Annotated in this window: 23 protein-coding genes; all 23 read left to right on the top strand. The window is 40.9% G+C overall.

Translation table 11 applies throughout. From position 1 onward, the window contains the following. Positions 1 to 61: 61 nt before the first annotated feature. The gene (locus WAA20_RS14385; RefSeq protein ID WP_027207693.1) at positions 62 to 1,657 is read left to right on the top strand and encodes a peptide chain release factor 3; all 1,596 of its coding nucleotides are present in this window, start codon (positions 62 to 64) and stop codon (positions 1,655 to 1,657) included. Between the two features lies 1 nt (position 1,658). Further along, entirely contained in the window at positions 1,659 to 3,089 is a 1,431-nt protein-coding gene (locus tag WAA20_RS14380) for a transglutaminase domain-containing protein (protein WP_073389423.1), read from the top strand. Positions 3,090 to 3,162: 73 nt separating this feature from the next. Continuing rightward, the gene (locus WAA20_RS14375) at positions 3,163 to 3,546 is read left to right on the top strand and encodes an Asp23/Gls24 family envelope stress response protein (RefSeq protein ID WP_073389425.1); all 384 of its coding nucleotides are present in this window, start codon (positions 3,163 to 3,165) and stop codon (positions 3,544 to 3,546) included. A gap of 35 nt (positions 3,547 to 3,581) precedes the next feature. Then, positions 3,582 to 4,013 (top strand): transcription antitermination factor NusB, encoded by a 432-nt coding sequence (gene nusB / locus WAA20_RS14370; RefSeq protein WP_073389426.1) that lies wholly within the window; start codon positions 3,582 to 3,584, stop codon positions 4,011 to 4,013. Continuing rightward, complete coding sequence (gene xseA / locus WAA20_RS14365) at positions 4,006 to 5,229, top strand: exodeoxyribonuclease VII large subunit (protein WP_073389428.1); 1,224 nt, start codon at positions 4,006 to 4,008, stop codon at positions 5,227 to 5,229. The genes nusB and xseA overlap by 8 nt, the downstream gene beginning before the upstream one ends. A gap of 2 nt (positions 5,230 to 5,231) precedes the next feature. Next, positions 5,232 to 5,504, top strand: a complete 273-nt coding sequence (xseB, locus tag WAA20_RS14360; RefSeq protein WP_081373927.1) for an exodeoxyribonuclease VII small subunit — start codon at positions 5,232 to 5,234, stop codon at positions 5,502 to 5,504. 49 nt (positions 5,505 to 5,553) lie between these two features. Further along, a complete protein-coding gene (locus tag WAA20_RS14355) occupies positions 5,554 to 6,498 on the top strand; it encodes a polyprenyl synthetase family protein (RefSeq protein ID WP_073389429.1) in 945 nt (314 codons plus the stop codon). 28 nt (positions 6,499 to 6,526) lie between these two features. Continuing rightward, positions 6,527 to 8,392 carry a 1-deoxy-D-xylulose-5-phosphate synthase gene (gene dxs / locus WAA20_RS14350; RefSeq protein WP_073389457.1) on the top strand — a complete coding sequence of 622 codons (1,866 nt, stop codon included), beginning with the start codon at positions 6,527 to 6,529 and terminating at the stop codon, positions 8,390 to 8,392. Further along, complete coding sequence (locus WAA20_RS14345; protein WP_073389431.1) at positions 8,392 to 9,288, top strand: TlyA family RNA methyltransferase; 897 nt, start codon at positions 8,392 to 8,394, stop codon at positions 9,286 to 9,288. The genes dxs and WAA20_RS14345 overlap by 1 nt, the downstream gene beginning before the upstream one ends. After that, on the top strand, positions 9,288 to 10,145 hold the full coding sequence (locus tag WAA20_RS14340; RefSeq protein ID WP_073389432.1) for an NAD(+)/NADH kinase: 858 nt from the start codon (positions 9,288 to 9,290) through the stop codon (positions 10,143 to 10,145). Before WAA20_RS14345 ends, WAA20_RS14340 begins: the two co-directional genes overlap by 1 nt. Before the next feature lie 98 nt (positions 10,146 to 10,243). Beyond that, a complete protein-coding gene (locus WAA20_RS14335) occupies positions 10,244 to 10,690 on the top strand; it encodes an arginine repressor (RefSeq protein ID WP_022755049.1) in 447 nt (148 codons plus the stop codon). 19 nt (positions 10,691 to 10,709) lie between these two features. After that, positions 10,710 to 12,395, top strand: a complete 1,686-nt coding sequence (recN, locus tag WAA20_RS14330; protein ID WP_073389434.1) for a DNA repair protein RecN — start codon at positions 10,710 to 10,712, stop codon at positions 12,393 to 12,395. Between the two features lie 10 nt (positions 12,396 to 12,405). After that, a complete protein-coding gene (locus WAA20_RS14325) occupies positions 12,406 to 13,104 on the top strand; it encodes a DUF1836 domain-containing protein (protein ID WP_073389436.1) in 699 nt (232 codons plus the stop codon). A 13-nt stretch (positions 13,105 to 13,117) separates the two neighbouring features. Next, positions 13,118 to 15,703 (top strand): ATP-dependent helicase, encoded by a 2,586-nt coding sequence (locus WAA20_RS14320; protein WP_073389437.1) that lies wholly within the window; start codon positions 13,118 to 13,120, stop codon positions 15,701 to 15,703. Positions 15,704 to 15,790: 87 nt separating this feature from the next. Then, on the top strand, positions 15,791 to 16,078 hold the full coding sequence (locus tag WAA20_RS14315) for a hypothetical protein (protein WP_073389438.1): 288 nt from the start codon (positions 15,791 to 15,793) through the stop codon (positions 16,076 to 16,078). Positions 16,079 to 16,385: 307 nt separating this feature from the next. Then, a complete protein-coding gene (rlmD, locus tag WAA20_RS14310) occupies positions 16,386 to 17,900 on the top strand; it encodes a 23S rRNA (uracil(1939)-C(5))-methyltransferase RlmD (RefSeq protein WP_073389440.1) in 1,515 nt (504 codons plus the stop codon). A 412-nt stretch (positions 17,901 to 18,312) separates the two neighbouring features. Continuing rightward, positions 18,313 to 20,307, top strand: coding sequence for a hypothetical protein (locus tag WAA20_RS14305; protein ID WP_073389441.1), 1,995 nt, complete (start codon positions 18,313 to 18,315; stop codon positions 20,305 to 20,307). Then, positions 20,304 to 21,980 carry a hypothetical protein gene (locus WAA20_RS14300; protein WP_073389443.1) on the top strand — a complete coding sequence of 559 codons (1,677 nt, stop codon included), beginning with the start codon at positions 20,304 to 20,306 and terminating at the stop codon, positions 21,978 to 21,980. The genes WAA20_RS14305 and WAA20_RS14300 overlap by 4 nt, the downstream gene beginning before the upstream one ends. Continuing rightward, positions 21,964 to 22,416, top strand: a complete 453-nt coding sequence (locus WAA20_RS14295; RefSeq protein WP_073389445.1) for a hypothetical protein — start codon at positions 21,964 to 21,966, stop codon at positions 22,414 to 22,416. Before WAA20_RS14300 ends, WAA20_RS14295 begins: the two co-directional genes overlap by 17 nt. After that, complete coding sequence (locus WAA20_RS14290; RefSeq protein WP_073389446.1) at positions 22,409 to 23,902, top strand: AAA domain-containing protein; 1,494 nt, start codon at positions 22,409 to 22,411, stop codon at positions 23,900 to 23,902. The genes WAA20_RS14295 and WAA20_RS14290 overlap by 8 nt, the downstream gene beginning before the upstream one ends. 187 nt (positions 23,903 to 24,089) lie before the next feature. Further along, on the top strand, positions 24,090 to 24,548 hold the full coding sequence (locus tag WAA20_RS14285) for an RNA polymerase subunit sigma-70 (protein WP_139263826.1): 459 nt from the start codon (positions 24,090 to 24,092) through the stop codon (positions 24,546 to 24,548). A gap of 167 nt (positions 24,549 to 24,715) precedes the next feature. Next, on the top strand, positions 24,716 to 25,333 hold the full coding sequence (locus tag WAA20_RS14280) for a hypothetical protein (protein ID WP_073389449.1): 618 nt from the start codon (positions 24,716 to 24,718) through the stop codon (positions 25,331 to 25,333). After that, the gene (locus tag WAA20_RS14275) at positions 25,320 to 26,228 is read left to right on the top strand and encodes a nucleotidyl transferase AbiEii/AbiGii toxin family protein (RefSeq protein ID WP_073389451.1); all 909 of its coding nucleotides are present in this window, start codon (positions 25,320 to 25,322) and stop codon (positions 26,226 to 26,228) included. Before WAA20_RS14280 ends, WAA20_RS14275 begins: the two co-directional genes overlap by 14 nt. The last annotated feature ends 161 nt before the right edge of the window (positions 26,229 to 26,389 follow it).

Genomic DNA, 26,389 nt, shown 5'->3' with positions numbered 1-26,389 from the left:
CTGATATTAAAGATGAAGGATGTATTTATCGACTTAGATTTAATTAGAGGTTTATTTAACAATGAGTGATAAGAAAACAGCAGCAGAGATTGCAAAGCGCAGAACCTTTGCTATCATATCCCACCCTGATGCAGGTAAGACAACTCTTACTGAGAAGTTCCTCCTCTACGGTGGCGTTATCAATCAGGCAGGTTCTGTAAAAGGTAAGGCAACAGCCAAGCACGCAGTTTCTGACTGGATGGAAATAGAAAAACAAAGAGGTATTTCAGTTACCTCATCAGCACTGCAGTTTAACTTTGAAGACCACTGCATCAATATCCTTGATACACCTGGACACCAGGATTTCTCTGAGGATACATATCGTACACTTATGGCTGCAGACTCTGCTGTCATGGTTATAGATGCAAGTAAGGGTGTTGAGGCACAGACCAAGAAGCTCTTTAAGGTTTGTACCATGAGACACATTCCGATATTCACATTCATCAACAAGCTTGACCGTGATGCCAAGGACACATTTGATCTGATGCAGGATATCGAAGATAACCTTGGAATAGAGACTTGCCCAGTTAACTGGCCTATCGGTTCAGGTAAGAACTTTAAGGGTATCTATGAAAGAAAAGAAAACAGGATAGTTACTTTCTCAGGTACAGAGAAGGGAACTAAAGAAGGCGAAGAGAACTTCATAGATTTTGATAATGAATCTGCTGTTCTTGATCAGATTGGTGAAGATGCTTATGAGAAGCTTCAGGAAGAAATGGAACTTCTCGATGGCGCAGGAGCTCAGTTTGACCTTGATGCAGTTCGTGCAGGACAGCTTACACCTGTATTTTTTGGTTCAGCTCTTCAGAACTTTGGTGTGGAGATATTCCTTCACAACTTCCTGCAGATGGCTACACTTCCTACAGGCCGTGTGTCAGGTGATGAAGTTATCGATCCTGTAGAGCATGAATTTTCTGCATTTGTATTCAAGATTCAGGCCAACATGGATGCAAGACACCGTGACCGTATCGCATTCATGAGAATCTGTTCAGGAAGATATGATGCTGATAAGGAAATTAAGCATATTCAGTCAGGACGTACCTTCCGTCTGTCTCAGCCACAGCAGCTTATGGCAGATGAAAGAAAGATCCTTTCAGAAGCATATGCAGGAGATATCATCGGTGTATTCGACCCGGGTATCTTCTCTATAGGTGATACAGTATGTATGCCTAAGGATAACGTAAAGTACGAAGGAATTCCTACTTTCGCACCTGAGCACTTCGCAAGAGTTCGCCAGGTTGATACCATGAAGCGTAAGCAGTTCGTTAAGGGTATCCAGCAGATCGCTCAGGAAGGTGCTATTCAGATCTTCCAGGAGTTTAATACAGGTCTTGAAGAGATCATCGTAGGCGTAGTTGGTATCCTCCAGTTCGACGTACTTAAATTCCGTCTCAAGAATGAGTATAATGTTGATATCATTCTTGAGAACCTGCCTTACGAATACATCAGATGGGTAGACTCAGATACAGATATGTCTTCTCTTGTTGGAACATCTGACATGAAGAAGATCAAGGATATGAACGATCGTCCGCTCCTTCTTTTCATTAACGAGTGGAGCGTTGACATGACAGTTAAACGTAACGAAGGACTTGTACTCTCTGAATTCAGAAAGAACTGATTTGAGAAAAGTTAATTCAAACAAAAACAATAATACTAATTCAATAAGAAGTATATCCGGAATAATATCCGGGAGGATCAAAGCCATTGCACTTACAGCTGCATGCCTTGTCATGACAAGTACTGTTTTGACAGCATGCAGTATGGAAGATGTGAATGAGTTTGCCAAAGACGTATATGAAGGCGCTGATGAACTCAAAAAGGAAGCTGAAGAGATCATCAGCGATGTGGCAGGAGATGGGCAGACTGGTCAGGATACTACTACGCATACGGGTAGTGATGATACATCGGATTATTCTGAATTAGAAGAGCAGATCTTTGAGACTATAGCTCACGGTGATTATCCAACGCAGGAAATGCAGGATGCCTGGGATGAGATAGGGCTCTCAGATACTATGATAGCGGCTATTCAAAAGGATCAGACCGGATTATATTACTATGATCAGCTGACTGCTGATGAGCAAAGTCTCTACGCCCAGATTTACCATATTTTATCCAATCAGGGTGAAGAAATATATGTAACGACTACTGATATGGATGAGATAGAGAAGGTTCAGCAATGTGTTCAGAATGACCACCCGGAGATATTCTATGTTGAAGGATATCTTATGAACAGGTATATGACTTCTGATAGCGATGAGATCAAGGCAATTACTTACGGAGGCAAGTATTCTCTTTCAAAAGAGAAGATCGCTGACAGAAGAGTAAAGCTTTCAGAAGCCGCAGATGCAATTATAGCGGGAATGCCGGATACGACAGATGAATACGAGATAGTTAAGTACTTTTATGATTATATAGTGCTTAATACACAGTATCAGATTGATTGTGAAGACAATCAGAATATCTGCTCCGTTCTTCTTAATAAAGTCAGTGTATGTCAGGGCTATGCCAAGACACTTCAATACCTGCTTCAAAAGGTCGGTATGACCTGTGAGATGGTATCAGGCACTGCAGATACCGGAAACGGAAGTACAGCCCATGCCTGGGACTTTGTAAAAGTCAACGGCAACTGGTATTATGTTGATCCAACATGGGGAGATGCTTCATTTACAGGTTCGGTTCCGGGAGATACAGAGGTTGTAAATTATGCATATTTATGCGTTACAACGGCTGATCTTTCTGCAACCCATACAACCAATGAAGTGGTTAAGCTTCCGGAGTGCACTGCTACTTCTGACAACTACTTTGTCAGAGAGAATGCGCTTTTTGACTCAGTTGATGATACAAAGCTCAGAAACGTTTTTGATAGAGCCATTAGCGAAGGAAAATCCTGCGTCACATTTAAGTGTACGGACAGTGCGGTATTTAATGAGATGAAGACCTATCTTTTTTCTGATGAGAGCGGTGCTATCTTTGAATATCTGCCTATAAGTGCAACAAAGGCTGCCTATCTTAGTCATGAAACCACACTCACGTTCATGATATGGCTCTGATGCGCCTTCTTTGCAAAATGCATAAAAACAGTTATAATCATTATAAATTATTCTTTATGAAAGGGAGATTGTTATGGAAAATAAAGCTGATAACAGCTCTTTTAACTTAAGAGACAATTCAGACATCGGTAGTGTAAAGATCGCAAATGACGTTATTGGAATGATAGCAGCACTTGCTGCCATGGAAATAGAAGGAGTTTCCGGAATGCCGGGTAATGTTACATCTGAGACTCTTCAGAAGAGTGGAAATCGTAAGATCTCCAAGGGAGTAAGAGTTCAGCTTAGTGGCAAGAACGTTGCTGTAGATCTGGCCCTTCTTATGGGATATGGATTCAACATCCCTGCTACAAGTCAGAAGGTTCAGACTCGTGTTAAGAGCACTGTTGAAAACATGACAGGCCTTAACGTAACAGATGTAAACGTGCACATTTCAGGTATTACAGTAGCTGAAGCATAATTTTTTGTATTTGAACATTGAAAAGGAAATAGTTTATGAAAAGAAGTGAAGAAAGAGAGCAAGTATTTAAGCTCCTGTTTCGTGTAGAATTTAATCCTATAGAGGAAATGGCAGAGCAGGAAGAGCTCTTCTCATATGACCTCCCTGAATCAGAAGACCTTTTTATGAGTTCTGATGAAAAGAAACTGTCAGACAAAGATGCTGATAAGATCATCAAGCGTTATAAGAAAATAGCTGATAAGCTTCCTGAGATCGATGCGATGATCAATGAGAAGACACTTGGCTGGGATACAGATCGTATGGCCAAGGTTGATCTTACTATTATTCGTCTTGCAATTTTTGAGATTAAATTCGACGATGATATACCTACAGGAGTAGCTATTAACGAGGCAGTTGAACTTGCCAAGAAGTTTGGTCAGGACGGATCTGCTTCATTCGTTAACGGAGTATTGGCAAAATTTGCTTAAGAATAATGTTTATACCGTTGCACAGGTAAATTCATATATCAAAGACATGTTTAACCAGGACTTCCTGCTCAGGAAGCTCACGGTTAAGGGCGAAGTCAGCAATTGCAAGTATCATTCTTCGGGTCATATCTATTTCACTTTAAAGGATCCGTCAGGAACTCTTAATTGTGTAATGTTTCGTGGAAACCGAAGCGGCCTTAAGTTTCAGATGACTGAAGGCCAGCAGGTGCAGGTAACCGGAAGCTGCGACGTATACGTCAAAGGCGGAAGTTACCAGCTCTACGCAACTAAAATAGAACCTGATGGGACCGGACAGCTGTATGAGAAATATGAACAGCTGAAGAAGAAGCTGGAAGAGCTTGGTATGTTCTCTCCTGAGTACAAACAGGCAATTCCTAAATATATACGTACGCTTGGAGTTGTGACTGCTCCCAAAGGAGCCGCAGTGCATGATATCATCAGCATTACTAAAAGGCGCAACCCCTTCGTGCAGATTATTCTCTATCCTGCGATCGTGCAGGGAGATGAGGCTCCTGCCAGTATAGTCAGAGGACTAAAGACGCTTGAAAACGCTGATGTTGATGTGATCATAGTCGGACGTGGCGGAGGCTCGATCGAAGATCTGTGGGCTTTTAATGATGAGTCTGTTGCGCAGGCTATATTCGATTGCCCGATCCCCATCATATCAGCAGTTGGACATGAAACTGATACGACTATAGCAGACTTTGTGGCGGATCTGCGTGCGCCTACACCATCTGCGGCAGCAGAACTTGCGGTGTATGAATATCAAAGATTTGCAAATGATATAGAAGATTACAGGAACATATTGTATGGACAGCTTGACGCCGTCATAAAAGGCGCAAGGCATGAACTTAATGTAAGACAAAACATGCTTAAAGCTTACTCACCCTGGTCCAGAATAAGAGACCGCAGGATGAGACAGGCAGAGTACGTAGATACCCTTAATCTTCTGTGGAAGCAACAGCTATTGAAAAGCAAAAGCAGACTTGACGTTCGTATAGAACAGATGAAAGGCCTGTCACCGCTTGATAAGCTAAAAAGCGGCTTTTCCTATGTTGAAGATAAGGATGGCAAGAACATACGAAGCATAGACCAGGTAGCTGTCGGACAGGATATATCAGTTAATGTTACAGACGGCATTATCTATGCAAAGACAGTTTCGGTAGAATCCGGAGCAAAGTTAGATGAGGTATAAAGATGCCTGCAGCAAAGAGAACTAAGAAGAATACAGAAGAGAAGCCTAATATGGAAGAATTTGAAGGCTTAAGCGTAGAAGAGGCTTTTAAGAGAGTTGACGACGTTATTTCTGCAATGCAGGAAGATGACATCTCTTTAGAAGATTCTTTTCGCAGATATAAAGAGGGTATGGACCTTTTGAAGGTAGCAGGAGCTATGATCGATAAGGTTGAAAAAGAAGCCCTTAAGATATCTGAAGATGGAGAACTTGAGATATTTGAAGATGAGGAGTAACTTCCAGGATGTAGTTGGAAGGCGTGTATAAGTACAAATGGAGGAAATTATGTCAGATCCCGATGAAAATTTTGAAATTAAGCGTCAGGAGAGAATTGAGGCAGCAGAGCATATCATAACAAGCTATCTGCCAAGAGAAGAGGGTCGCCAGAAGACTGTTATAGAAGCAATGAATTACAGCGTTCTTGCCGGCGGTAAGAGACTTAGACCCGTTCTTATGCGTGAAGCATACATGATGTTCGGAGGCAGAAATGAGATGGTAATAGGACCATTCATGGCTGCACTTGAAATGATACATACATATTCACTTGTGCATGATGACCTGCCGGCACTTGATAATGATGAGTACAGACGTGGCAAGAAGACTACTCATGCGGTATATGGTCCCGGTATGGCAACAATAGCAGGTGACGGACTTTTAAACTTTGCATTTGAAACAGCTCTTACAGCAGCTCATGAGTGCCAGGAGCTTCCTGAGTATGACGGAAGTGTTTCAAGCCGTATGCTGGCAGCTCTTACTATCCTTGCTGAGAAGGCCGGAATATTCGGCATGATTGGCGGACAGTGTGCTGATATAGAGGCTGAGAAGCGTACGGACGTAACACCTGATGACCTTCTTTTTATACATGAGAATAAGACAGGAGCACTTATCGAGAGTGCACTTATGATAGGCGCGATCCTTGCAGGAGCAAGCGCAAGCGATGTTCACAAGATGGAACAGATAGGCCAGAATGTCGGAGTTGCTTTCCAGATCCAGGACGATATCCTTGATGTTATCGGAGATCAGGACAAGCTTGGCAAGCCTGTTGGTTCTGATGAGAAGAATGAAAAAACAACCTACGTAACTTTTTATGGACTTGAAAAATCAAAAGAGGAAGTAGCAAGACTCTCTGATGAAGCACTTGAACTTTTAAGAGAACTTGAAAGTCAGGAAGGTCATGAGGATATTTTCCTTGAAGAACTTATTACATGGCTTATTCACAGAGATAATTGATATTAGTGCGTGAAAGAAAATGGATAAAATTATACTTGATAAAATAAACAATACAGGAGATGTCAAAAAGATACCGGAAAATGAACTTCCGCTTCTTTCTCAGGAAATACGTGATTTCCTTGTAGAAAAGCTTAGTGTTACCGGAGGACATCTTGCATCAAATCTTGGAACTGTGGAGCTGACACTTGCACTTCACAGAAGCCTTGATCTGCCCAAGGACAAGATCGTATGGGACGTAGGACATCAGTGCTACACACATAAGATCCTTACAGGCAGAAAAAATGATTTTGATAATCTTCGTAAGTTTGGCGGAATAAGCGGATTCCCTAAAAAGTCTGAGTCTGATACTGACTGTTTTGATACAGGTCACAGTTCAAACTCTATCTCTGCAGGCCTTGGAATGGTCAAAGCCAGAGACTTAAAGGGCGAGGATTATACAGTAGTTTCTGTTATAGGCGATGGCGCTCTTACAGGCGGTATGGCTTATGAAGCGCTCAACAATGCTGCTAAGCTAGAGACTAACTTTATAATCATCTTAAATGATAACAACATGTCCATATCAGAAAGTATCGGAGGTATGTCCAAATATCTCGGTCATATCCGTACAATGGATGGATATCTGAATCTTAAGGCTGATGTTTACAAGCAGCTTTCAGGTCAGACACGTGTTATCGAGAAGATCCGCCACGTTAAGAATAATTTTAAACAGTTCTTTGTACCGGGTATGCTTTTTGAAAACCTCGGTATCACATATCTTGGACCTATTGACGGTCACAATGAGGCTCTTCTTGAGCACGAGATCCAGGAAGCCAAGAAGGTCAAGAAGGCTGTTATCATCCATGTTCTTACCAAGAAGGGAAGAGGCTATGAGCCTGCTGAGAAGCACCCTTCAAGATTCCATGGTGCAGAGCCTTTCAATATCGAAAACGGTATACCTGCTCACCACAGAAAGGTTGCAGCATATCAGGATATCTTTTCAACAGTTATGTGGAAACTTGGTGAAAGAGATCCAAGAGTCTGTGCGATCACAGCTGCCATGGCTGACGGAACAGGACTTAAGAGATTCAGGAACAAGTTCCCTGACAGGTTCTTTGACGTAGGTATCTCAGAAGAGCATGCTGTTACCTTTGCTGCAGGACTTGCGGAAGGCGGAATGAGACCTGTATTTGCAGTATATTCCACATTCCTTCAAAGAGCATATGACCAGATCATAGAAGATGTATGTCTTCAGAATCTCCCTGTTATCCTTGCCATAGACAGAGCAGGACTTGTTGGTTCTGACGGCGAGACACATCAGGGTATATTCGATCTTTCATATCTTTCAAGTATGCCTAACATGCATATCCTGGCGCCCAAGAATAAGTGGGAGCTTTCAGATATGCTCAAGTTTGCTGTGAATTTCGACGGACCGATAGCTATAAGATATCCAAGAGGAGAAGCTTATGCAGGTCTTGTTGACTGGAGAGCACCTATTGAGATGGGCAAGGCTGAACCTATTTTTGAAGAAGGCGGAGTACTCCTTCTTGCAGTAGGAAGCATGGTCAAGACAGCAGTTATGGTAAGAGAGATCCTTACAGCTGAGGGCATTCCATGCTCACTTACCAATGCCCGTTTCGTTAAGCCTATCGATGAAGAATATATTCTTTCTGTTGCAGATAAGCATCCGCTCATAGTAACCATGGAAGAGAATGTTCTTTCTGGCGGCTTTGGTGAAAAGGTTAGAAGCCTTCTTGGCAATAATAGAATTAATACAAGGATCATGAATGTAGGTATTCCTGATCAGTTCGTAACACACGGAAGCCCTGAGACTCTTATGTCAATGCTTGGCATTGATGAAAAGTCTATCGCTCAGAAGATCAAGGCAGAGCTTAATGCTATGGAGGGTAACAGATAATGCCTAAGACCAGATTAGATGTACTTTTGGTTGAAAGAGGTTTTGTAACTTCCAGAGAAAAGGCCAAAGCTTTGATCATGGCCGGAGATGTTTTTATTAACGGTCAGAGAGAAGATAAACCTGGAACATCCTTTCAGGAAGATAAGATCAAAAATATAGAAGTCAGAGGAGCTGCAATTCCATTTGTAAGCCGTGGCGGTCTTAAGCTTGATAAGGCAGTTAAGACCTTCGGGCTTGACTTTACAGGCTTTACCTGTATGGATATTGGAGCTTCTACAGGCGGCTTTACAGACTGTATGCTTCAAAACGGAGCATCCAAGGTCTATTCCGTAGACGTAGGTCACGGTCAGCTCGACTGGAAGCTTAGAAGTGATGACCGTGTTGTTTGTATGGAGAAGACTAACTTCAGACATCTTACAAGAGATCAGATAGATGATGATATAGACTTTGCTTCCTGCGATGTGTCTTTTATCTCACTTGACAAGATCCTTGTACCGGCCAGAAAACTCCTTAAGGACGGCGCCCAGATGGTTGTGCTTATAAAGCCCCAGTTCGAGGCAGGACGCGATAAGGTTGGCAAAAAAGGCGTAGTCAGAGATAAGAAAGTGCACGAAGAAGTTATAAGCAGGATCATGGATTTTGCTGACTTTGTTGGATTTGAAATCCTTCATCTTGACTATTCTCCAATAAGAGGACCGGAAGGTAATATCGAATACCTTCTTCATCTTAGCAAGGATGCATCAAGAAACGACGAAGTATCAGGATATGATGAAGAAACTGCTTTAAAGAAGTTTAGAGAACTGGAAGAATCCGGAAGTGGTATTTCTGAGACTATAGACAACAAGGCACTGATCAAGAAAGCTGTAGAAGCAGCACATGGGGAGCTGGAAGGGTAATGGACCATTTTCTTATCTTTACTAATAAAAGCAAAGATACAAATCTTGAATTTACTCATAAGGTGACGAATTTCCTTGAGTCACATGGTAAGACCTGCTATATTGCTCACTTTGAAGAACCGGGTAATGATACCATAAGACCTGATGCGGTAATGTTCCGCACAGAGATTCCGGACAAGGCCCAGTGCTGCATAGTTCTTGGCGGCGACGGAACCATGCTCCAGGCAGCAGTTAATGTCAGAGAAAAGGATATTCCGCTCCTTGGTATTAACCTTGGAACCATGGGATATCTTACAGAAATAGACAAAAACCATATCGACGCAGCGCTTCAAAGGCTCATTGATGACGACTACATAGTCGAAGAGCGTATGCTCCTTAGCGGCACAAAAGTTACCGGTGAGTCTAAAGAGTTCACAGCGCTTAACGATATTGTTATTGCAAGAAAAGCAGCAGTGCAGGTCATAAAACTTGTAGTATATGTCAATGACAGACATCTTACTACATATCTTGCGGATGGTGTTATTATCTCAACACCGACAGGCTCTACCGGTTACAACATGTCGGCCGGAGGCCCTCTTGTTGCACCGCAGTCCAATACTCTTTTGATCACACCAATCTGTCCACATACACTTACTAACAGAAGTATAGTACTTCCTGCTACTGAGAAGATAACTATTGAAATAGGTGCCGGTAAAGCAGACAGGATACAGGAAGCTGAAGCCAGCATAGACGGACATTTTGGCGCTTCACTTGTAACAGGTGACCGCATAGAGATAAAGAAAGCAGAAAAGACTTCAAAGATACTCAGGATGAATCAGGTAAGTTTCGTAGAAATCTTAAGTCAGAAGCTTCTATAATCGTACATAGAAATACATCCATGTATTTCTAAACATGTACTGGTTACAGGATGTAACCATATTATGTAAAAAGATAAAATCTAATATAAGGGGGGACCATGAAGAAAAACAGACACAGTAAGATCATAGAACTTATTGAAAATAATGAAGTAGAAACTCAGGAGCAGCTTGCTGATCTCCTTAAAAAAGACGGATACGATGTAACTCAGGCTACCGTATCGAGAGATATCAGAGAGCTCCGTCTTACTAAGGTACAGACAGGAGATGGACGCCAGAAATACCGCGTTATGGACCATAACGATGAAGAACTTCAGGACAAGTATATAAAGGTCCTTCAGAGCGGCTTTGTATCTATGGATAAGGCCGGCAACATGCTGGTTTTAAGAACCGTATCCGGTATGGCTATGGCAGTTGCAGCAGCACTTGATGCTCTGCACCTTTCACAGATAATTGGATGTATCGCAGGTGATGATACTATCTTTGCTGCGATCAGAACAGAAGAAGATGTACAGGAAGTAATGGACAGGATCAGAGAGATGCTCTGATATGCCAATGGGGGAGTAAATGTTATATTCATTGCATGTAAAAAACCTTGCACTTATTAAAGAGCAGGAAATTGAATTCACGGATGGACTCAATGTTCTTACAGGTGAAACGGGAGCCGGTAAATCAGTGCTTATAGGATCAGTAAACCTTGCATTAGGGAGTAAGGCTGACAAGGATCTTATAAGAACAGGTGCTGATTATGCTCTTGTTGAGCTGACCTTTTTTGTAGATAACGAAAAGACCAAAAAGAAGATACAGGAAATGGACCTTCCCGTTGAAGAGGATGGCACAGTCATCCTTAGCCGTAAGATAATGGACGGCCGCAGTATCTGCAAGGTTGGAGGAGAGAACGTCACAGTAAGACAGCTTCGCGAGCTTGGTGAACTCCTCATCAACATACATGGTCAAAATGATAATCAGACACTTCTCCAGCGCAAAAAACATCTTGATATCCTGGATAGCTTTGCAGGAAAAAGCGTTCAGGAAGAAAAGAAGAAATTAAAAGAAGTCTGGAGTCTTCATGAAGAGATAAAAGAAAAGCTTGAAGAAACCGACATGGACGAAGCCACAAGAAAGCGTGAGCAGGACCTTGCCGCATTCGAGCTTGAAGAGATAGAAAACGCAGAACTAAAAGAAGGCGAAGACGAAGAACTTGAAACCAAATATCGCCGAATGGCCAACAGCCTTAAGATTACAGAGGCTGCAGGAGAAGCAAGAGAGCTTTTATTTGGAGATGAGGGAGGCAGCGCATCAGACGCGATTTCAAGTGCCCTTCAAAGACTTATACAGGTAAGCTCTTATGATGAGAGCGTTAAAGAGGTTTCAGATCAGCTTGGAGATATCGATAATCTCATGACTGACCTTGGACACAGCCTCTCAGCTTATCTTTCAGATCTTGAATTTGATGATGAAGATTATAACGCAACTGAGGAAAGACTTGACCTTATAAACCATCTGAAAGATAAATATGGAAAAAGTATAGAAGCCATACTTGAGTACGCAGATGAAAAGCAAAAACAGCTTGATATTCTTTCTAATCTCGAAGAAGAAAGAGAAAAGCTTAGAAAAAAACTTGATGAAACTAAAGAAGAAGCCAAAAAGCTTTGTGCTAAGATATCAGATATAAGAAAAAAGAATGCAAAAACTCTTGCTATGCAGATGAAGCAGGCTCTGATAGACCTTAACTTTCTTGATGTACAATTCAGGATAGATGTAATACCTAATGAAGATCACATCACAGCAGGCGGATATGATGAAGTTATATTCATGATATCTACAAACCCAGGGGAGGACCTTAGACCTCTTTCAGAGATAGCAAGTGGTGGTGAGCTTTCAAGGATCATGCTTGCACTTAAGACTGTTTTTGCAGATCAGGATGATATTGCATCACTTATCTTTGATGAAATTGATACTGGTATAAGCGGTGTTACAGCATGGAAGGTTTCTGAAAAACTTGGACAATTGTCAAGCAGTCACCAGATCATATGCATCACGCACCTTCCACAGATAGCTGCCATGTATGATCGCCATTTCCTTATAAAGAAAGGCTTATCAGACAGCCGCACCATTACAAGTATCTCCAGTCTGTCAGATGAAGAAAGCATAGATGAACTTGGCCGTATGCTTGGTGCCGGAGAAGTTACTGATGCTGTAAGGCAGAATGCAAGAGAGATGAGAACTAAGGCGCTAGAAACCAAGGCATGAAAGGAACACCATGACTATTAACACAGATGATCTGATCAACAGTATAATTGAAAGTCTTGATCGTATTGATAATATAAAACTTCAGGATATGCCTAACATAGATCTGTATATGGATCAGCTTACAACCTTTATGGATGACAGGCTTAAGCATACTACGAGATATCCTGGCGAAGACAAGATCCTCACCAAGACTATGATCAATAATTATGCCAAGAATGATCTGCTTCCTCCCCCTATCAGGAAGAAGTATTCTAAGGATCATCTTATTCTTTTGATATTTATATACTATTTCAAAACAGTTCTTTCAATTAGTGATGTTCAGACCCTTCTTGATCCTCTGAAAAAGAAGTTCCATGTAAGCGATACTGATGGACTTACACTTTCTGAGATATATCAGACTATATCTGCGATTCAGGATAAGGAAGTTGGACCACTTAAAGAGGATATCCTCAAAAAGGCAGAACTTGCAAATACATTTTTTGATGATGCGGATGACGAAGACAAGGATCAGATGAAGCTCTTTACCTTCCTGAGTTTCCTTGCCTATGATGTTTATGTCAAAAAACTTATCATAGAAAAAGTAATAGACGGAATTGATGAAAAGTCCGGAAAATACAAGACTAAAGAAGAATTAAAAGAAGAAAAGCGTGCCGCAAAGGAAGCGGCTAAAGCAAAGAAAGCAGCAGAAAAGGCTGCTTCTAAGAAATGAAAGGATAACATACTTGAGTATTTACGATACACTTAACGTTGAACAAAAAAAGGCAGTCCTTCAGACAGAAGGACCGGTACTGATACTTGCAGGTGCAGGTTCAGGTAAGACAAGAGTACTGACACACAGGGTAGCATACCTTATTGATGAGTGCGGAGTTAACCCTTGGAATATCATGGCGATAACTTTCACCAACAAGGCAGCAGGCGAGATGCGTGAAAGAGTTGATAAGATCGTAGGATTTGGCTCAGAAAGTATCTGGGTTACAACTTTCCACTCAACCTGCGTAAGGATCCTTAGAAGATATGCAGACAGACTTGGATATTCCAATAACTTTACTATTTACGATAGTGACGATTCCAAGTCAGTTCTTAAAAATATAGTAAAACAATATAATCTTGAAACAAGAGATCTTAAATTAAGACAGATCCAGAATACAATATCCAAGTGCAAGGATAACCTTGTATCTGCTAATTCTTATACACTTTCAAGCGGTAATGATTTCCAGAAGCAGAAGATAGCCAAGGCATATCAGGAATATCAGATATCTCTGAAAAAGAACAATGCCATGGATTTCGATGATCTTATCATGAACACTGTAACTCTTTTCCGTGAGAACAGTGACGTACTTGAAAGCTATCAGGAGCGTTTTAAGTACATCATGGTTGATGAGTATCAGGATACCAATAATGCTCAGTTTGAACTTATAAGGCTCCTTGCAGACAGATATAAGAACCTCTGCGTAGTAGGTGATGACGACCAGTCGATCTACCGTTTCAGAGGCGCTAATATCAGGAATATCCTTGATTTTGAAAAGAACTATCCGAATGCAACAGTTATAAAGCTTGAGCAGAACTACCGCTCAACCCAGAATATCCTTGATGCAGCCAACACAGTCATAAGACATAATAAAGGCCGTAAAGACAAGGCTCTCTGGACTGATGAAGGAGAAGGTTCAAAGGTAAGGTTCTGCGAGTTTGAGCAGGCACCGGAAGAAGCCAACTTTATAGCAGATGACATCTCAACAAAGAAAAGACAGGGCAAGCTCTCATATGCGGAAACAGCCGTTCTGTACAGAACTAATGCCCAGTCCCGACTTATAGAAGAGCGTTTCGTCATGTACGGCATTCCTTACAATGTAGTAGGCGGCACAAACTTCTATGCAAGACGAGAGATCAAGGACCTTTTGGCATATCTTAAGACGATCGATAACGGAAGCGACGAGCTTGCCGTTCGCCGTATTATAAACATTCCCAAACGTGGAATCGGTGCTACGACTCTTAATAAGATCGCGGACTATGCAGGCACTCACAACATGAACTTCTATGATGCAATAGCCCATGCGAATGAGTATATTACAGGTAAGACAGTAGAAAAGCTCCACGACTTCGATCTTATGATCAAGGCATTCAGAGCTAAGCAGAAGATGATGAGCCTTGAAGAACTCATTCATGATGTAATAGACGTAACTGAGTTCGAGGAATATCTTAAGAGCCTTGAAGAAGACGATGAGAACAACGGCAGTCAGGATAATGACAGAAGGCAGAACGTTCAGGAACTTATAGGTAAGGTCATCTCCTATGAGGAAAAAGCGGACGAGCCGACTTTCTCAGGATTCCTTGAAGATGTAGCCCTTGTTGCTGATATTGATAACGTGGCAGAAGGCGATGAAAGAGTCCTTCTTATGACCCTTCACAGTGCAAAGGGACTTGAGTTTGAGCACGTATACCTTGCGGGTCTTGAAGAAGGTACTTTTCCAAGTTATATGACTATAAATGCCGAGGATTCAGATCCAATGGCAATGGAAGAAGAAAGAAGACTTGCTTACGTTGGAATAACAAGAGCCAAGAAGGAGCTTACAATATCCTGCGCGCACAGACGCATGGTAAGAGGCGCTTTTGAGTCTCTTCCAGTCAGCAGATTTGTAGACGAGATCCCTGAAAAGCTTCTCGACAGGTCAGGTTCATCCGTTATGCCTTCATTCCTCTTTGAAGGCGGAGACACAATTGAAGATGATGACAACTACGATTACGACGCTGATTCATACATGCCTAGTCAGAGAGGATCAGGAAGTCGCAGAACCTTCGGTAATTCCAGCGGATATTCAGGATCATCTTATACAAGAGCAGACTACTCAGACGGCTCTTACGGACACAAGAACTATAGCTCAGGAAGCTCTTATCATAGCGCGGCTAATACAAGCGCAAGACTTGGCGGCTTTAAGAGTAACGCCAATGACAGATCTTCTGAAAAAATAGATCACGTACCAGGAAGCAGCATCTATGGCCCTGTTGGTAAGCCTAAGGCTACCATTGGCAAAAAGCCTGTAAGAACACCTGTTTCCAAGCCCTTTATAGCAGGAGCAGCTTCATCTCATAAGAGTGCCGGCAAGGGCGGCCTCTCAGGCCTCTCTAAAGGCCTTCAGAAGCCCGCGTCACTTGACTATAAAGAAGGTGACAGAGTAAGTCATGTTAAGTACGGAGAAGGCGTAGTAAAGACCATAGAAGATGGTCCACGTGATTACAAGGTTACAGTGGATTTTGATGACGCAGGACAAAAGATCATGTTCGCAGCTTTTGCCAAATTAAAAAAGCTTTGAAAGTTATGAATCCAGGCAACTTTGTGGTACAATACATAGGTAGGGTCCAATAGCATAAAAAAGACGTCATTAAGAAAGGGGTCGCATATGGATAAACTTGATGAAGTACTGGAACTGAAAAAACTTAATGAAATTCTTGGACATAAGGAAGTGAAGGAAGACAAGTTTCCAAAGACTATTCTCTGGATACTTGCACTTATAGGGGTAGTGGCAGCAGTAGCTGCAATAGCATATTGCGTATATCGTTATCTTACACCGGTTTACGATGATGATTTCGATGATGATTGGGATGATGATTATGATTTCGAGGATGACCTCGATCCTATAGCTATGAAGGCGGCTGCTAAGGCTGCTAACGAAGCTTCAAATGTATAAGGCGATGCGTAGCATCGCTGGACGGCAATTGCTAAAGCAATTGACGTCCCTGGCAGCGCCATCAAAGATGGCGACGTCCGAGGCTGTTCAAAGCCTTCGGCTATGAACAGCTAGACGGCAACCTCTGCGAGGTTGACGTCCGGGGCGAAAACCGTAGAGGTTGGCGTCCAAGGCAGTTCCAAGCCTTCGGCTCAGAACTGCAAGACGGCAACATCTTCGATGTTGACGTCATAAAAATATTGAAATATTGGCGGGAGCAGTGGGCCCTGTTGGGGCGGCTGCTCCCGTTTTTGGAGATGAGAAGATTATGAGAAAGAAAAGGCAGATAATTGAAGGAACAGTAATAAGACGTGATTTTCCTAATAAGGGAATCGTGGGAGATTTGGTTAAGGTTGCAGCTGACAGCGCTGGAAAAGATGGCTCTGAAAACAATACTGGCAGTGCCTGCGAAGATGTTAATACTTCGGATAATTGCGTAAAGATAGAAGGCACCTGTGTTGTAAAGAATGCGCTTCCCGGACAGCGCATCAGAGCAGTGCTTACAAGAAGCGGAAAAAGCCGCATGGAAGGCAGACTCTTAGAAGTAATAGAAGAAGCTCCTGACGCAATCGAAAGCTCATGCCCTCATTTTGGAATATGCGGAAGCTGTCATTATCTGTCCATGACATATGAACAGGAACTGGCCCTCAAAGAAGAGCAGGTCAAAAAGCTTCTTTCAGACGCCTTTAAAAGACAGGATACAGAGCCTGTATGGGACGGTATCAAAAAGAGTCCTATACGTTTTGAATACAGAAACAAGATGGAGTTTTCTTTTGGTGATGAAGTTAAGGACGGCCCGCTTTCTCTTGGCATGCACAAAAGAGGGAGCATGCATGATATCGTAACCGTTAAAGGATGCCAGATCATTGATTCTGATTATAGAAAAGTTCTGACATGCGTTCTTGACTACTTTGCAGATATGTATGCGCCGAACTCAAAAGAAACCGTATCTTTCTATCATACAATGCAGAAAACAGGATATCTGCGTCACCTCCTTGTACGTAAGGCAAGAAAAACTGGCCAGATCCTTATAGACCTTATTACAACAACTCAGGAAGAGCATGACCTTACCCCGCTTAAAGATGCCCTTCTTAATCTTGACCTTGATGGTGAGATAGTAGGCTTCCTCCATACCAAAAATGACAGCCTTTCAGATGCTGTAGTAGACCAGGGAACAGATATCATTTATGGTCAGGATCACTTCACAGAAGAACTTCTTGGACTTAAATTTGATATATCACCATTTTCTTTCTTCCAGACCAATTCTCTTTCTGCAGAGGTGCTCTATGATACAGTAAGAGACTATGTCAAAGAAGGAATGAAAGAGCAGGGACGAGACAAGGCTCACATCCTGTACGACCTTTACTGCGGAACAGGAACCATATCACAGCTCATGTCCCCTGTTGCAGACAAGGTAATAGGTGTAGAGATCGTAGAAGAGGCCGTAGAGGCTGCCAGAGAGAGCGTAAAGCGCAACAATGTTAATAACTGTGAATTTATAGCAGGCGATGTCTTAAAGGTTCTTGATGACATTGAAGAGCGTCCTGACTACATAATCCTTGATCCGCCACGTGACGGAATCCACCCCAAGGCACTTAAGAAGATCATCGATTATGGCGTAGACCATATGGTATACGTATCCTGCAAGCCTACAAGCCTTCAAAGAGACCTTGTAGAACTTCAGGCAGCAGGCTATGTAATAGAACGTGCCTGCGCTGTAAATCAGTTCCCGTGTACTGTGCATGTAGAAACCATCGTACTACTCTCTAGGCTACCCACTTAACCAAGCGGGAGTGTGTAAGGAAACAAGTTGACTTAATTTGAAGCAAAAAACATTTAAGCTAAATGGATATGGAAAAATACGTATCTCCGTATATTTTTGTTGTAAGCTGATAAGATAGAAATTGAATATGTACGCTAATATAGTGGAGTTCAGCTCGCAGTGAGGAATGGATGAAAATTTCTTTTGTGATCTATTCTGAGTGACTGAATATGATGTTGATTCTTTTATCTGAAATGAGTGCGTAACAAATAAATAAGATGGGTAAAATGCTTGAAAAAGAAGCAGTAGGTTTAAAGGCAATCGTTAGGATAAATTTGGAGAAAGAAAATAATACTGCAAGAAACAATTCGAGAAGTATATAGCTATAGTTTTTTCAAACTTTCACTGATGGTTGGTTTTAGAGGGATATAGTATGGATGATGAAATGAACACGTCTAAGAGAATAGGGGAAGATATCAGTTTTGATGATCTCGTCGAATTTTCGTCCGAGGATGAAGTTGTTTCCTCGATTATTCGTGATGCTTCATCTGAGGGAACCTCAACACAGGCTGGATTACAAACAAGAAGTCTTCAATCGGCTATGGACAACTATGCCGCAGCAATGAATCAGTCTGCTATAGCTAAGTCTACAGGGCTTCCGGTAAAAACACCAACGCAACAATATAAGGGATTTGCAGCAGAAGAATACTTCAAAAATACTATGAAAATAAATGCTCTTGCAAAGGGGGTATCCGATTCTAAAATCGGTATTTACACAAAAGGACAGATGCCGGATGGTACTGTCCTTTCTGGTATAGATATGGAAACGGATATTTCTATTTGGACAAGAGAGCATCCGTGGGATAAGCCAATGAGATCGGCTGATTACCAATCTAAAATTCATAATAAAGCTTCTGCATATGCTAAGGATATGAAAAATCCGCAGTATCAGGATGTACAGTTTGTCGGCGGAGCAGGGCAGGGTGTAAATGATACTGTGAAAGTTGATATTGGAAGAAAAACTATCACTTCTGATTCAATAACGCCAGAAGAGGCTGCTGAACTGGCTGAACAGATGAAAGCTCAGTCGACACCAGAGTACTCGGAAAGACAAGAAAAACTTGATGAGTTGAATAAGGTAAATTTGGGCAGAGCTGTTAAAGCTGGTGCGGCTACAGGACTTATTCTTACCACGGTTCAAGAAATTGTTGGCGTAATAAAGAACGCAAAGGATCTGCCGGAAGATCAGTTTGTTCAAAGTATAGAACATATTTTGTGTGGAACAGTCGAAGGTGGAGTGCGTGGAGGTGCAATTGCTGGATCTGTTCAATTATTTGGCAAGATGCTTGGAAAAGAAGTGGCAGCAAATTCACTGGAAGCTATCCCTGTTATGGCAACTGCGAATGTGGCTGTAGATTTTGCCAAAGATCTCTATAAGTGTTTTGTGACACAGACGATAGATACAGATGACCTTTTATGTAATTCCGTCAATAATGTTTTTTCATCTACAGCTGGATTTACTGGTGCATGGGCGGCAGGACAAATCGGCGGTCAGATTGCGGGACAGTTTAGTGGTCAGGCTTTTATACAGGGGGTAGGGCTTCTTACATCAGCAAAAACGGCAGCAGCTACAGGTGCTTCAATTGGTTCAAGTTTAGGCCCAATCGGTACTGTGGTAGGCTCAGTAGTTGGCGGAATAGTGTTCGGAATTGGAGCTAACGCTATTATTGGAACGGCTAACAAGGATGCTCAAAAAGCCTTTAACGAATGTATTGCGGATATCAATTCAAAGTTAGAATTAAGTGGCTGTGAGAAACTGTATTATTTTGCTGATTCTATGGAAAACATATCTGAATTTAGGTTGTCGTTCAAAGATTTACTGCCTTGCTATAACCTGATTTCGGATCTTCGTGAGTATAACATCCATAAAAAGGCAATAAAAGCTATTGCCGGTCAGTTGGAAGTTAATCTGTCAGGTATAGATTCTGAAAAGCAAAAAGCTTTGCGAGAAATTGAAAAGCATCATCAAAAGCGAATTGCAGAACTTAGAACCATATTTGCAGAGCAAAGGCTGGTTATGCAGAATGATTTCAGAGAATCAGTAAATACATATGTTGCCAATTCATACATGCAATATATCAGCGTGTATGAGGTACTTGAAGGTAATGCAAATGCTCTAGTAGAAGAACTGAAAAACAGAAAGACGGAGCATTCTTATGTCCTTGACTATATGCGCCATAGAAATGAAGTAAATGAGCAAATAAACAATTCTCTTCGTGAGCTGATCGAAGGTGGCGATGCTGATTTACTTATGCCATTTATCGAAAAAATTACATGGTTTATCCAACAGGATGAATTGATGGTTGGCCGTCAATACATTTCGTTTGATGAAGCTTTATGTCTTGTGGATGGGGGTGAAGTGTTATGAGCGTATGGGATTATGTAATGCCTCATAGACTCTTGATAAACAAGTCTCTCCGGAAGGAAGCTGAAGGTCTTCGGGTTCGTGTGGATGCTTATCAAATTGAATATGACAGACGCGTAGAGGAATGCCAAGAGGAATTAAATAGAGTTGAGGCAGAACGTCAGGAGAAACTTCTTCATTTCAGAGATTCTTTAGAAGAAGAATTACAGGGAGAGAGAAGCTTTCTTGAGTCTGTGGCACAAGATATTACATCATATGCAGATGCGTATTTGCACCGGAACTATCTGTTCCAAATGCGTGACATAAAAAGGAAGCAGATAGAAATACTACAAGAAGACAATGATTTTCTTAGCAACCAGATGATTCTTATCGGCGAAGAAATAGATAATCTGCGAGAAAGACAGAGAGAGTTGACATCTTTCACCGATGTGAAAGATATTATCCGGCTAATCTCATTATCCGGCTATAAGATTAGCTTTGAGGAAGAGGATGATGCAAAAAAATTGTTGGATAAAGTGTCTGAGGCGATTTCAAGTTGTGAGTTGGGTCAGGATTCTGAACGTTTTGCTTTAGTTCGTCTGAAAGGAATTATACAGGAAAGGTCTGAATATCTTCCTACGATAAGCTATATAGCGTGGGTTATTCAACAAAAAATCCAGTTTAGCAAGCAGCTTTCTGACAAAAGAAGTGGCGTAAGGGATACGCAGACAGCAGTTCGGCAAGAAATCAAACAGATTGAAGATAACATCAAATCAACATCCGAAAAGTTGGAATCTATAGCTAAGAGAATACGTTTTTATTGGGCTCATCCGATCACATACTTGAGTGCAGATATTTCTTATGCATATAAAGAGAAAAGTGAGACGGGGAACCAGCTTCGTGATGTGGGTGAAGAATTGCATAATATGGCAAGTTTGCATTCTGATGATCAGGATAAGTGGGAACGGCTACAGTGTGAGCGCCGATATCTTTCATCGGAAATGGATGCTTTAAGGGACAGCATTTCATCTAAAAAAAAAGAGCGAAGTCAATGGTTTGAAAAACGAGATTATATTTTTAAGATCTGTAAGAAATATGGAGTGTTGCTTATACCTGATAAAAAAAATCAAACTGATGAAGACTGCATAATAGCTGACAGGCTTGTTGAGTTAAATGAGATACGGACAGAAGGTGTAGCTGAAGCTAAAAAGAAGTGTGAGCAGGAGAAATTAGAAATAATTTCTCGTTACAACGAGGCTCGCACTGAATTAGAAGAGGAGGTATCTTCTGTTGAAAATAAAATAATACAGTTAGCAGCAGAATACGATGGAACGGCGACCAAGGTATCTTCCGCAGAAAAGAAAGTTAAACAGATTAAGGATGGGGACGATAGGTTTTTCTTGGTCAAGATATTTTCTGAAACACCGGGATTAGATTCTGCAAGAAAGGCAGTGTCATTATTAAAAAAGGAACTCGCAATTATTGGTAAAAATAAGGCTGATGCGGAGAAAAAAGCAAATGAAATAAAAGATAAGATTGCAGAATTAGATAAAAAGCATGAACGTGATCTTAGAAGCTGTATTCCGAGAGCTTTAAGACCAACGGCTGCAGAAGCAAGAGAAGAAAAGAAACTGGTTTATAGGAAAGAAGAAATAGAAAAACGGCGTAAGGAGGGCGGCTATGAGAATAAGAATTGATTTTCAGTTAAACCGTCAATTTGGCGTTGTTGAGAATATTATATTCAGACTTGTTTTGAACGGATTCACGGATTCAAGGGAAATTGCAAAAGCGCTTTCGCTGTTCTCTGATTCTATAATAGCAAATGGAATAAAGCTTTTGGTAAACCACCAGATAATGGCTGCTGATATCGAAGCCGGTAAGCTATATTTGTCTGAGCCTCTGATTGCAATTATTGATATGTGCTTAGAAAACACATATGAGATAGATGTCCCTTCTGAATTGGAAGGTTACATTAAAGGAGATGGTTTGATGATTTCTGGTATCGCAGATGAAGAAAGCTATTCTCTAAAAAGTGCAGTTCTATTTGAATTACTACCGGGAATACGGCTTGATATGTATATGGATTCTATAGACTTTGTACTTTGCGAAGAGCGAGGTGTTCAACATGAATAGACAAGTATGGATAGATCACCTGACAAGCTGGAAGACATTTTTGAATGAACGTATTTCTTTGGTAGAAGACGAAGGAGAAAGAATAAAATGCGAGCGTCAAATCAAGACTATTGAGAGAGTGAGATGCGGTGCGGTACTTAATCCGAGTCTTTTATGCGAGTTTATTTCTCCATCAACTGAAGAATCTGAAGAAGCTATATGTGAGAAGTTTTATTTTGACATGAACGATTCACAGAAGAAGGCAGTTAGACTAGCTCTTGGAGAAAACACTTTATCACTGATACAAGGACCTCCGGGAACAGGAAAAACGCAGGTTATTGCTGAAATATGTCTTCAGCTTTTGTCAACGAATCCCAGCCTTCGCATCTTGGTCTGTTCTGAAACACACGTTGCTGTTAATAACCTTCTTTCGAGAATTGCACAGTATAGTAAGGGAATCAGAATTGTGCGCATTCGTGACAAAGAGAACGATGATGCTGTAGATGAGTTTTCTCCGGAATCAATAATCAATTTATATTTGAAATGGGCATCAGAGAGCATTCAGAACAAGGATGCTTATAATATTATCGAAGGAGAAGTAAGAGACTTTATTTCAAACGATCAAAGAAAGAAAAATCAAATTGAGAAGGCATTGGCTCTTTCTGCTAATATTGTGGGGATGACTTGTAATAGGGCCGCTGCATATGATTTTAGAGATAGGACTGAAATGTTCGATGTTGCAATCATTGATGAAGTTTGCAAGGCAACGCTACCGGAAATCCTATCACCACTTGTTATTTCTAGAAAAGCAGTACTGCTTGGCGATCCTAAGCAGTTGCCGCCCGTTTTTTGTTCTGAAGAACAAGAGATCATAAGAAGCATTCAAAACTGTAATTTGAACCGTTTCATGTACATAGATACTCTTTTTAACGAAGGCAAAAAGGTTTCTGTGCTGGATACACAGTATCGTATGTCAAATCAGATTGGTTGTATGATTTCTGATTTGTTTTATAATGGCTCTTTGAAAAATGGCAGGAATGAGGATGTTGAAGATGGATTAACTTGGATCACATATGAACCGTCAAATGACTGGCCTATTCCAACAGAAGAATTATCGGATAGACCAAAGATCTATAATGAGGATGAATGTCAGATAGTTGCTGACTTGGTGAAGCAGATTATTAGCGAGGGTAATCCAAATACAACAGTTGCTGTAATTGCACCATATCGTGCCCAGATATCATCTCTGCGAAAGGCGTGTATTAATTCGGATCGTGTAAAAATAGACACAGTGGATGGCTTTCAGGGAAAGGAAAGCGATGTTGTGATTTTTTCGGTTACCAGAACTAAGGGGTCATATAGATTCCTTGCTGATGATAGGCGGATCAATGTTGCGCTATCTAGAGCCAGAGATAGGATATTCATTGTTGGCAATCAAGAGTATTCTGAGAGGGACCCGCTATTGAAAACAATTATGGGAAAATGCAAAATCATAGAATGGCAATAAATAAACGGTTAGCAGCGTAAAAAGTAATTTCAAACATATGGAAGTGTGCGAAAATTGATAATAGTTGACTAATACCTCCTTAAGAGTGACGTATAGTATGCCCGCTACGTGGGACAAACACTATTTGTTCTGATAAGGAGGTATCACAATGACAGAAGCAATGGCGCGCTAGATAACGCATCTAAGAATGAAAGGTCTTGGCTACAAATCAATAGGTATTGTAGTAGGAACTTCTCGTGAGAATGTCAGGTATTTTTGTAAGACACATGGCCTTGCAGGAGATATTGAGCAGATTAAGGCAACCGTCAAAGATGAGAATGCACCTAGCAGATGCAAATTCTGTGGTAAAAGGATCGAGAGAAATCCTAAATCCGGAAAGAAGCTCTTTTGTTCAGATGAGTGCCGAAGAGCATGGTGGAAGCAACACCCGGATAAAAGTGTTCATTCCCAAGAAGCAACTTACATTTTTGAGTGCGCCTACTGCAAGCGGTACTTTTCAGCATATGGGAATAAGTTTAGAAAATACTGCAGCCATGATTGCTATGTCATGAACCGTTTTTGGAAGAATGGCAATTTAAATCATGTGGTGCCCAAGTCAAAGATCAGGGCAGGAATAAAGGATATTGTTTTGGAAGCGTCACGATAATTGTATAATAAACGTGACACTTTTTGTCAGATAAACTATATAACTTATCTGACGAAACTGCTTAAAGCCTACATCAATATGATGCGGGCTTTTTTTCTTGAAATATAAAGTGAATTACGTTATTATAAATATGAAAACTAATGTTTCATATTTGTGAGGCGGCGGAAATGGTAATTGATTATATTATAGACAATTTCACAGATGGCGAGCCGATTTTCTTAGATGAACTACCAGGGAATTCTAAGGATTATCTTAGGCAGGAAATGAAAAAGCTCGTGGATGCAGGTAAGCTTGAACGCTTGTACAATGGCGTTTACTATTTACCTTATATGACAATACTTGGGACCAATGGACGTATATCAGTGGATAAATACATTGATAAAAAGTATTTAAATGCTGATGGAACAGTCTCCGGTTATGTCACTGGTTTACAATTAGCAAATCAGTATGGCTTTACTACACAGAATCCTTCATGCTATGAAATCTGCAGTAATGAGGCAACTACCAAACAGAGAAAACAGGATTTTGATGGAAACACCATTATTGTTTATAAACCGGTTGATACTGTGACTGAGAGAAATAAATATCCACTTCAATTTTTAGATTTAATGACTAACATCGATAAGTACAGTGAGGTTGGTGGCGCCGAGCTTTTGAAAAAGCTGAGGAAATACGTAAAGTCAACGGGATTAGATTTTTCTGTTGTTAAAGAGTATCTGCCTCTTTATCCGGACAAAGTATACAGAAACATATATGAAGGAGGCTTGATGGGTGAGTTGGTATAAAGATTATAAACGAGAATGGAAGGAAATAATTGAAACCATATCTCGTGAAGTAAATAGAACGCCTCAGATGATAGAGAAGGATACAATTCAATCAATGTTTTTGCTAGAACTATCAAAATCAGAATTACCTTTTGTATTTAAAGGCGGTACATCACTTTCAAAGGGGTATGGTTTGATAGACAGATTTTCAGAAGACCTTGATTTGTCTATGAATGTGAAACCTACAGAATCTGACAGGAGAAATTCTAAATCCACAATTACAGAAATAGCTAATGGACTCGGTCTGCAACTGGAGAATCCGGAGGATATCCATTCTAGGCACAGTTATAATAAGTATGTGTATGAGTATGAGTCATTGTTTAGTGAGATTCCATTAGAACTGATAGTTGAAACCAGTTTTTATCAGTCAGTGTATCCTGTAGAAAAGCATGAGATAAAAAGCTTTGTAGGGGATTTTTGTAAGAAAAATGGAATTACGTTACCTATACCTTTTGAGGCGGCAAGCGTTGAAATGAATCTACAATCCTTGGAAAGGACCTTTATAGATAAGGTATTTGCTATCTGTGATTATAGAATACAAGATATGCAGGATAGAGATTCAAGGCATCTATATGATATAGCGAAGATACTTCCACGGATTGAAATCAATAAAGAACTGGATGATCTTATTGATGAAGTAAGAAATGACAGGATGTTATCCAAGAATAATCCATCAGCACAGCTAGAGTACAATATTCCTAAGATGCTTCATGAGATAATTGATAGCAGATTTTATGAGTCGGATTATAACAATATTACTAGAAGGCTTCTCTATGAAAATGTTTCGTATGATGAGGCTATAAATAAGGGCATTGCGGTTATTGCAGACATGGATGTTTTTGAATATAAGAAGTAATGGGAAAGATTTACTGTCCGCTATTTCTTAACCCCTTCACCCAAAACTATGTAAAAAGGGGTAAACATATCATAGCCCAGTAGCTACGCAGTATGTTTAAATTTTATGCGGTAGTACCGCATGTAGAAACTATCGTGCTGCTCTCAAAGAAAAAAGTTTAA

The organism is Butyrivibrio fibrisolvens (assembly GCF_037113525.1).
GTDB classification, from domain to species: domain Bacteria; phylum Bacillota; class Clostridia; order Lachnospirales; family Lachnospiraceae; genus Butyrivibrio; species Butyrivibrio fibrisolvens.
The sequence above is the reverse complement of the archived record's forward strand: the minus strand, read 5'-3'. Positions and strand labels throughout refer to the sequence as shown.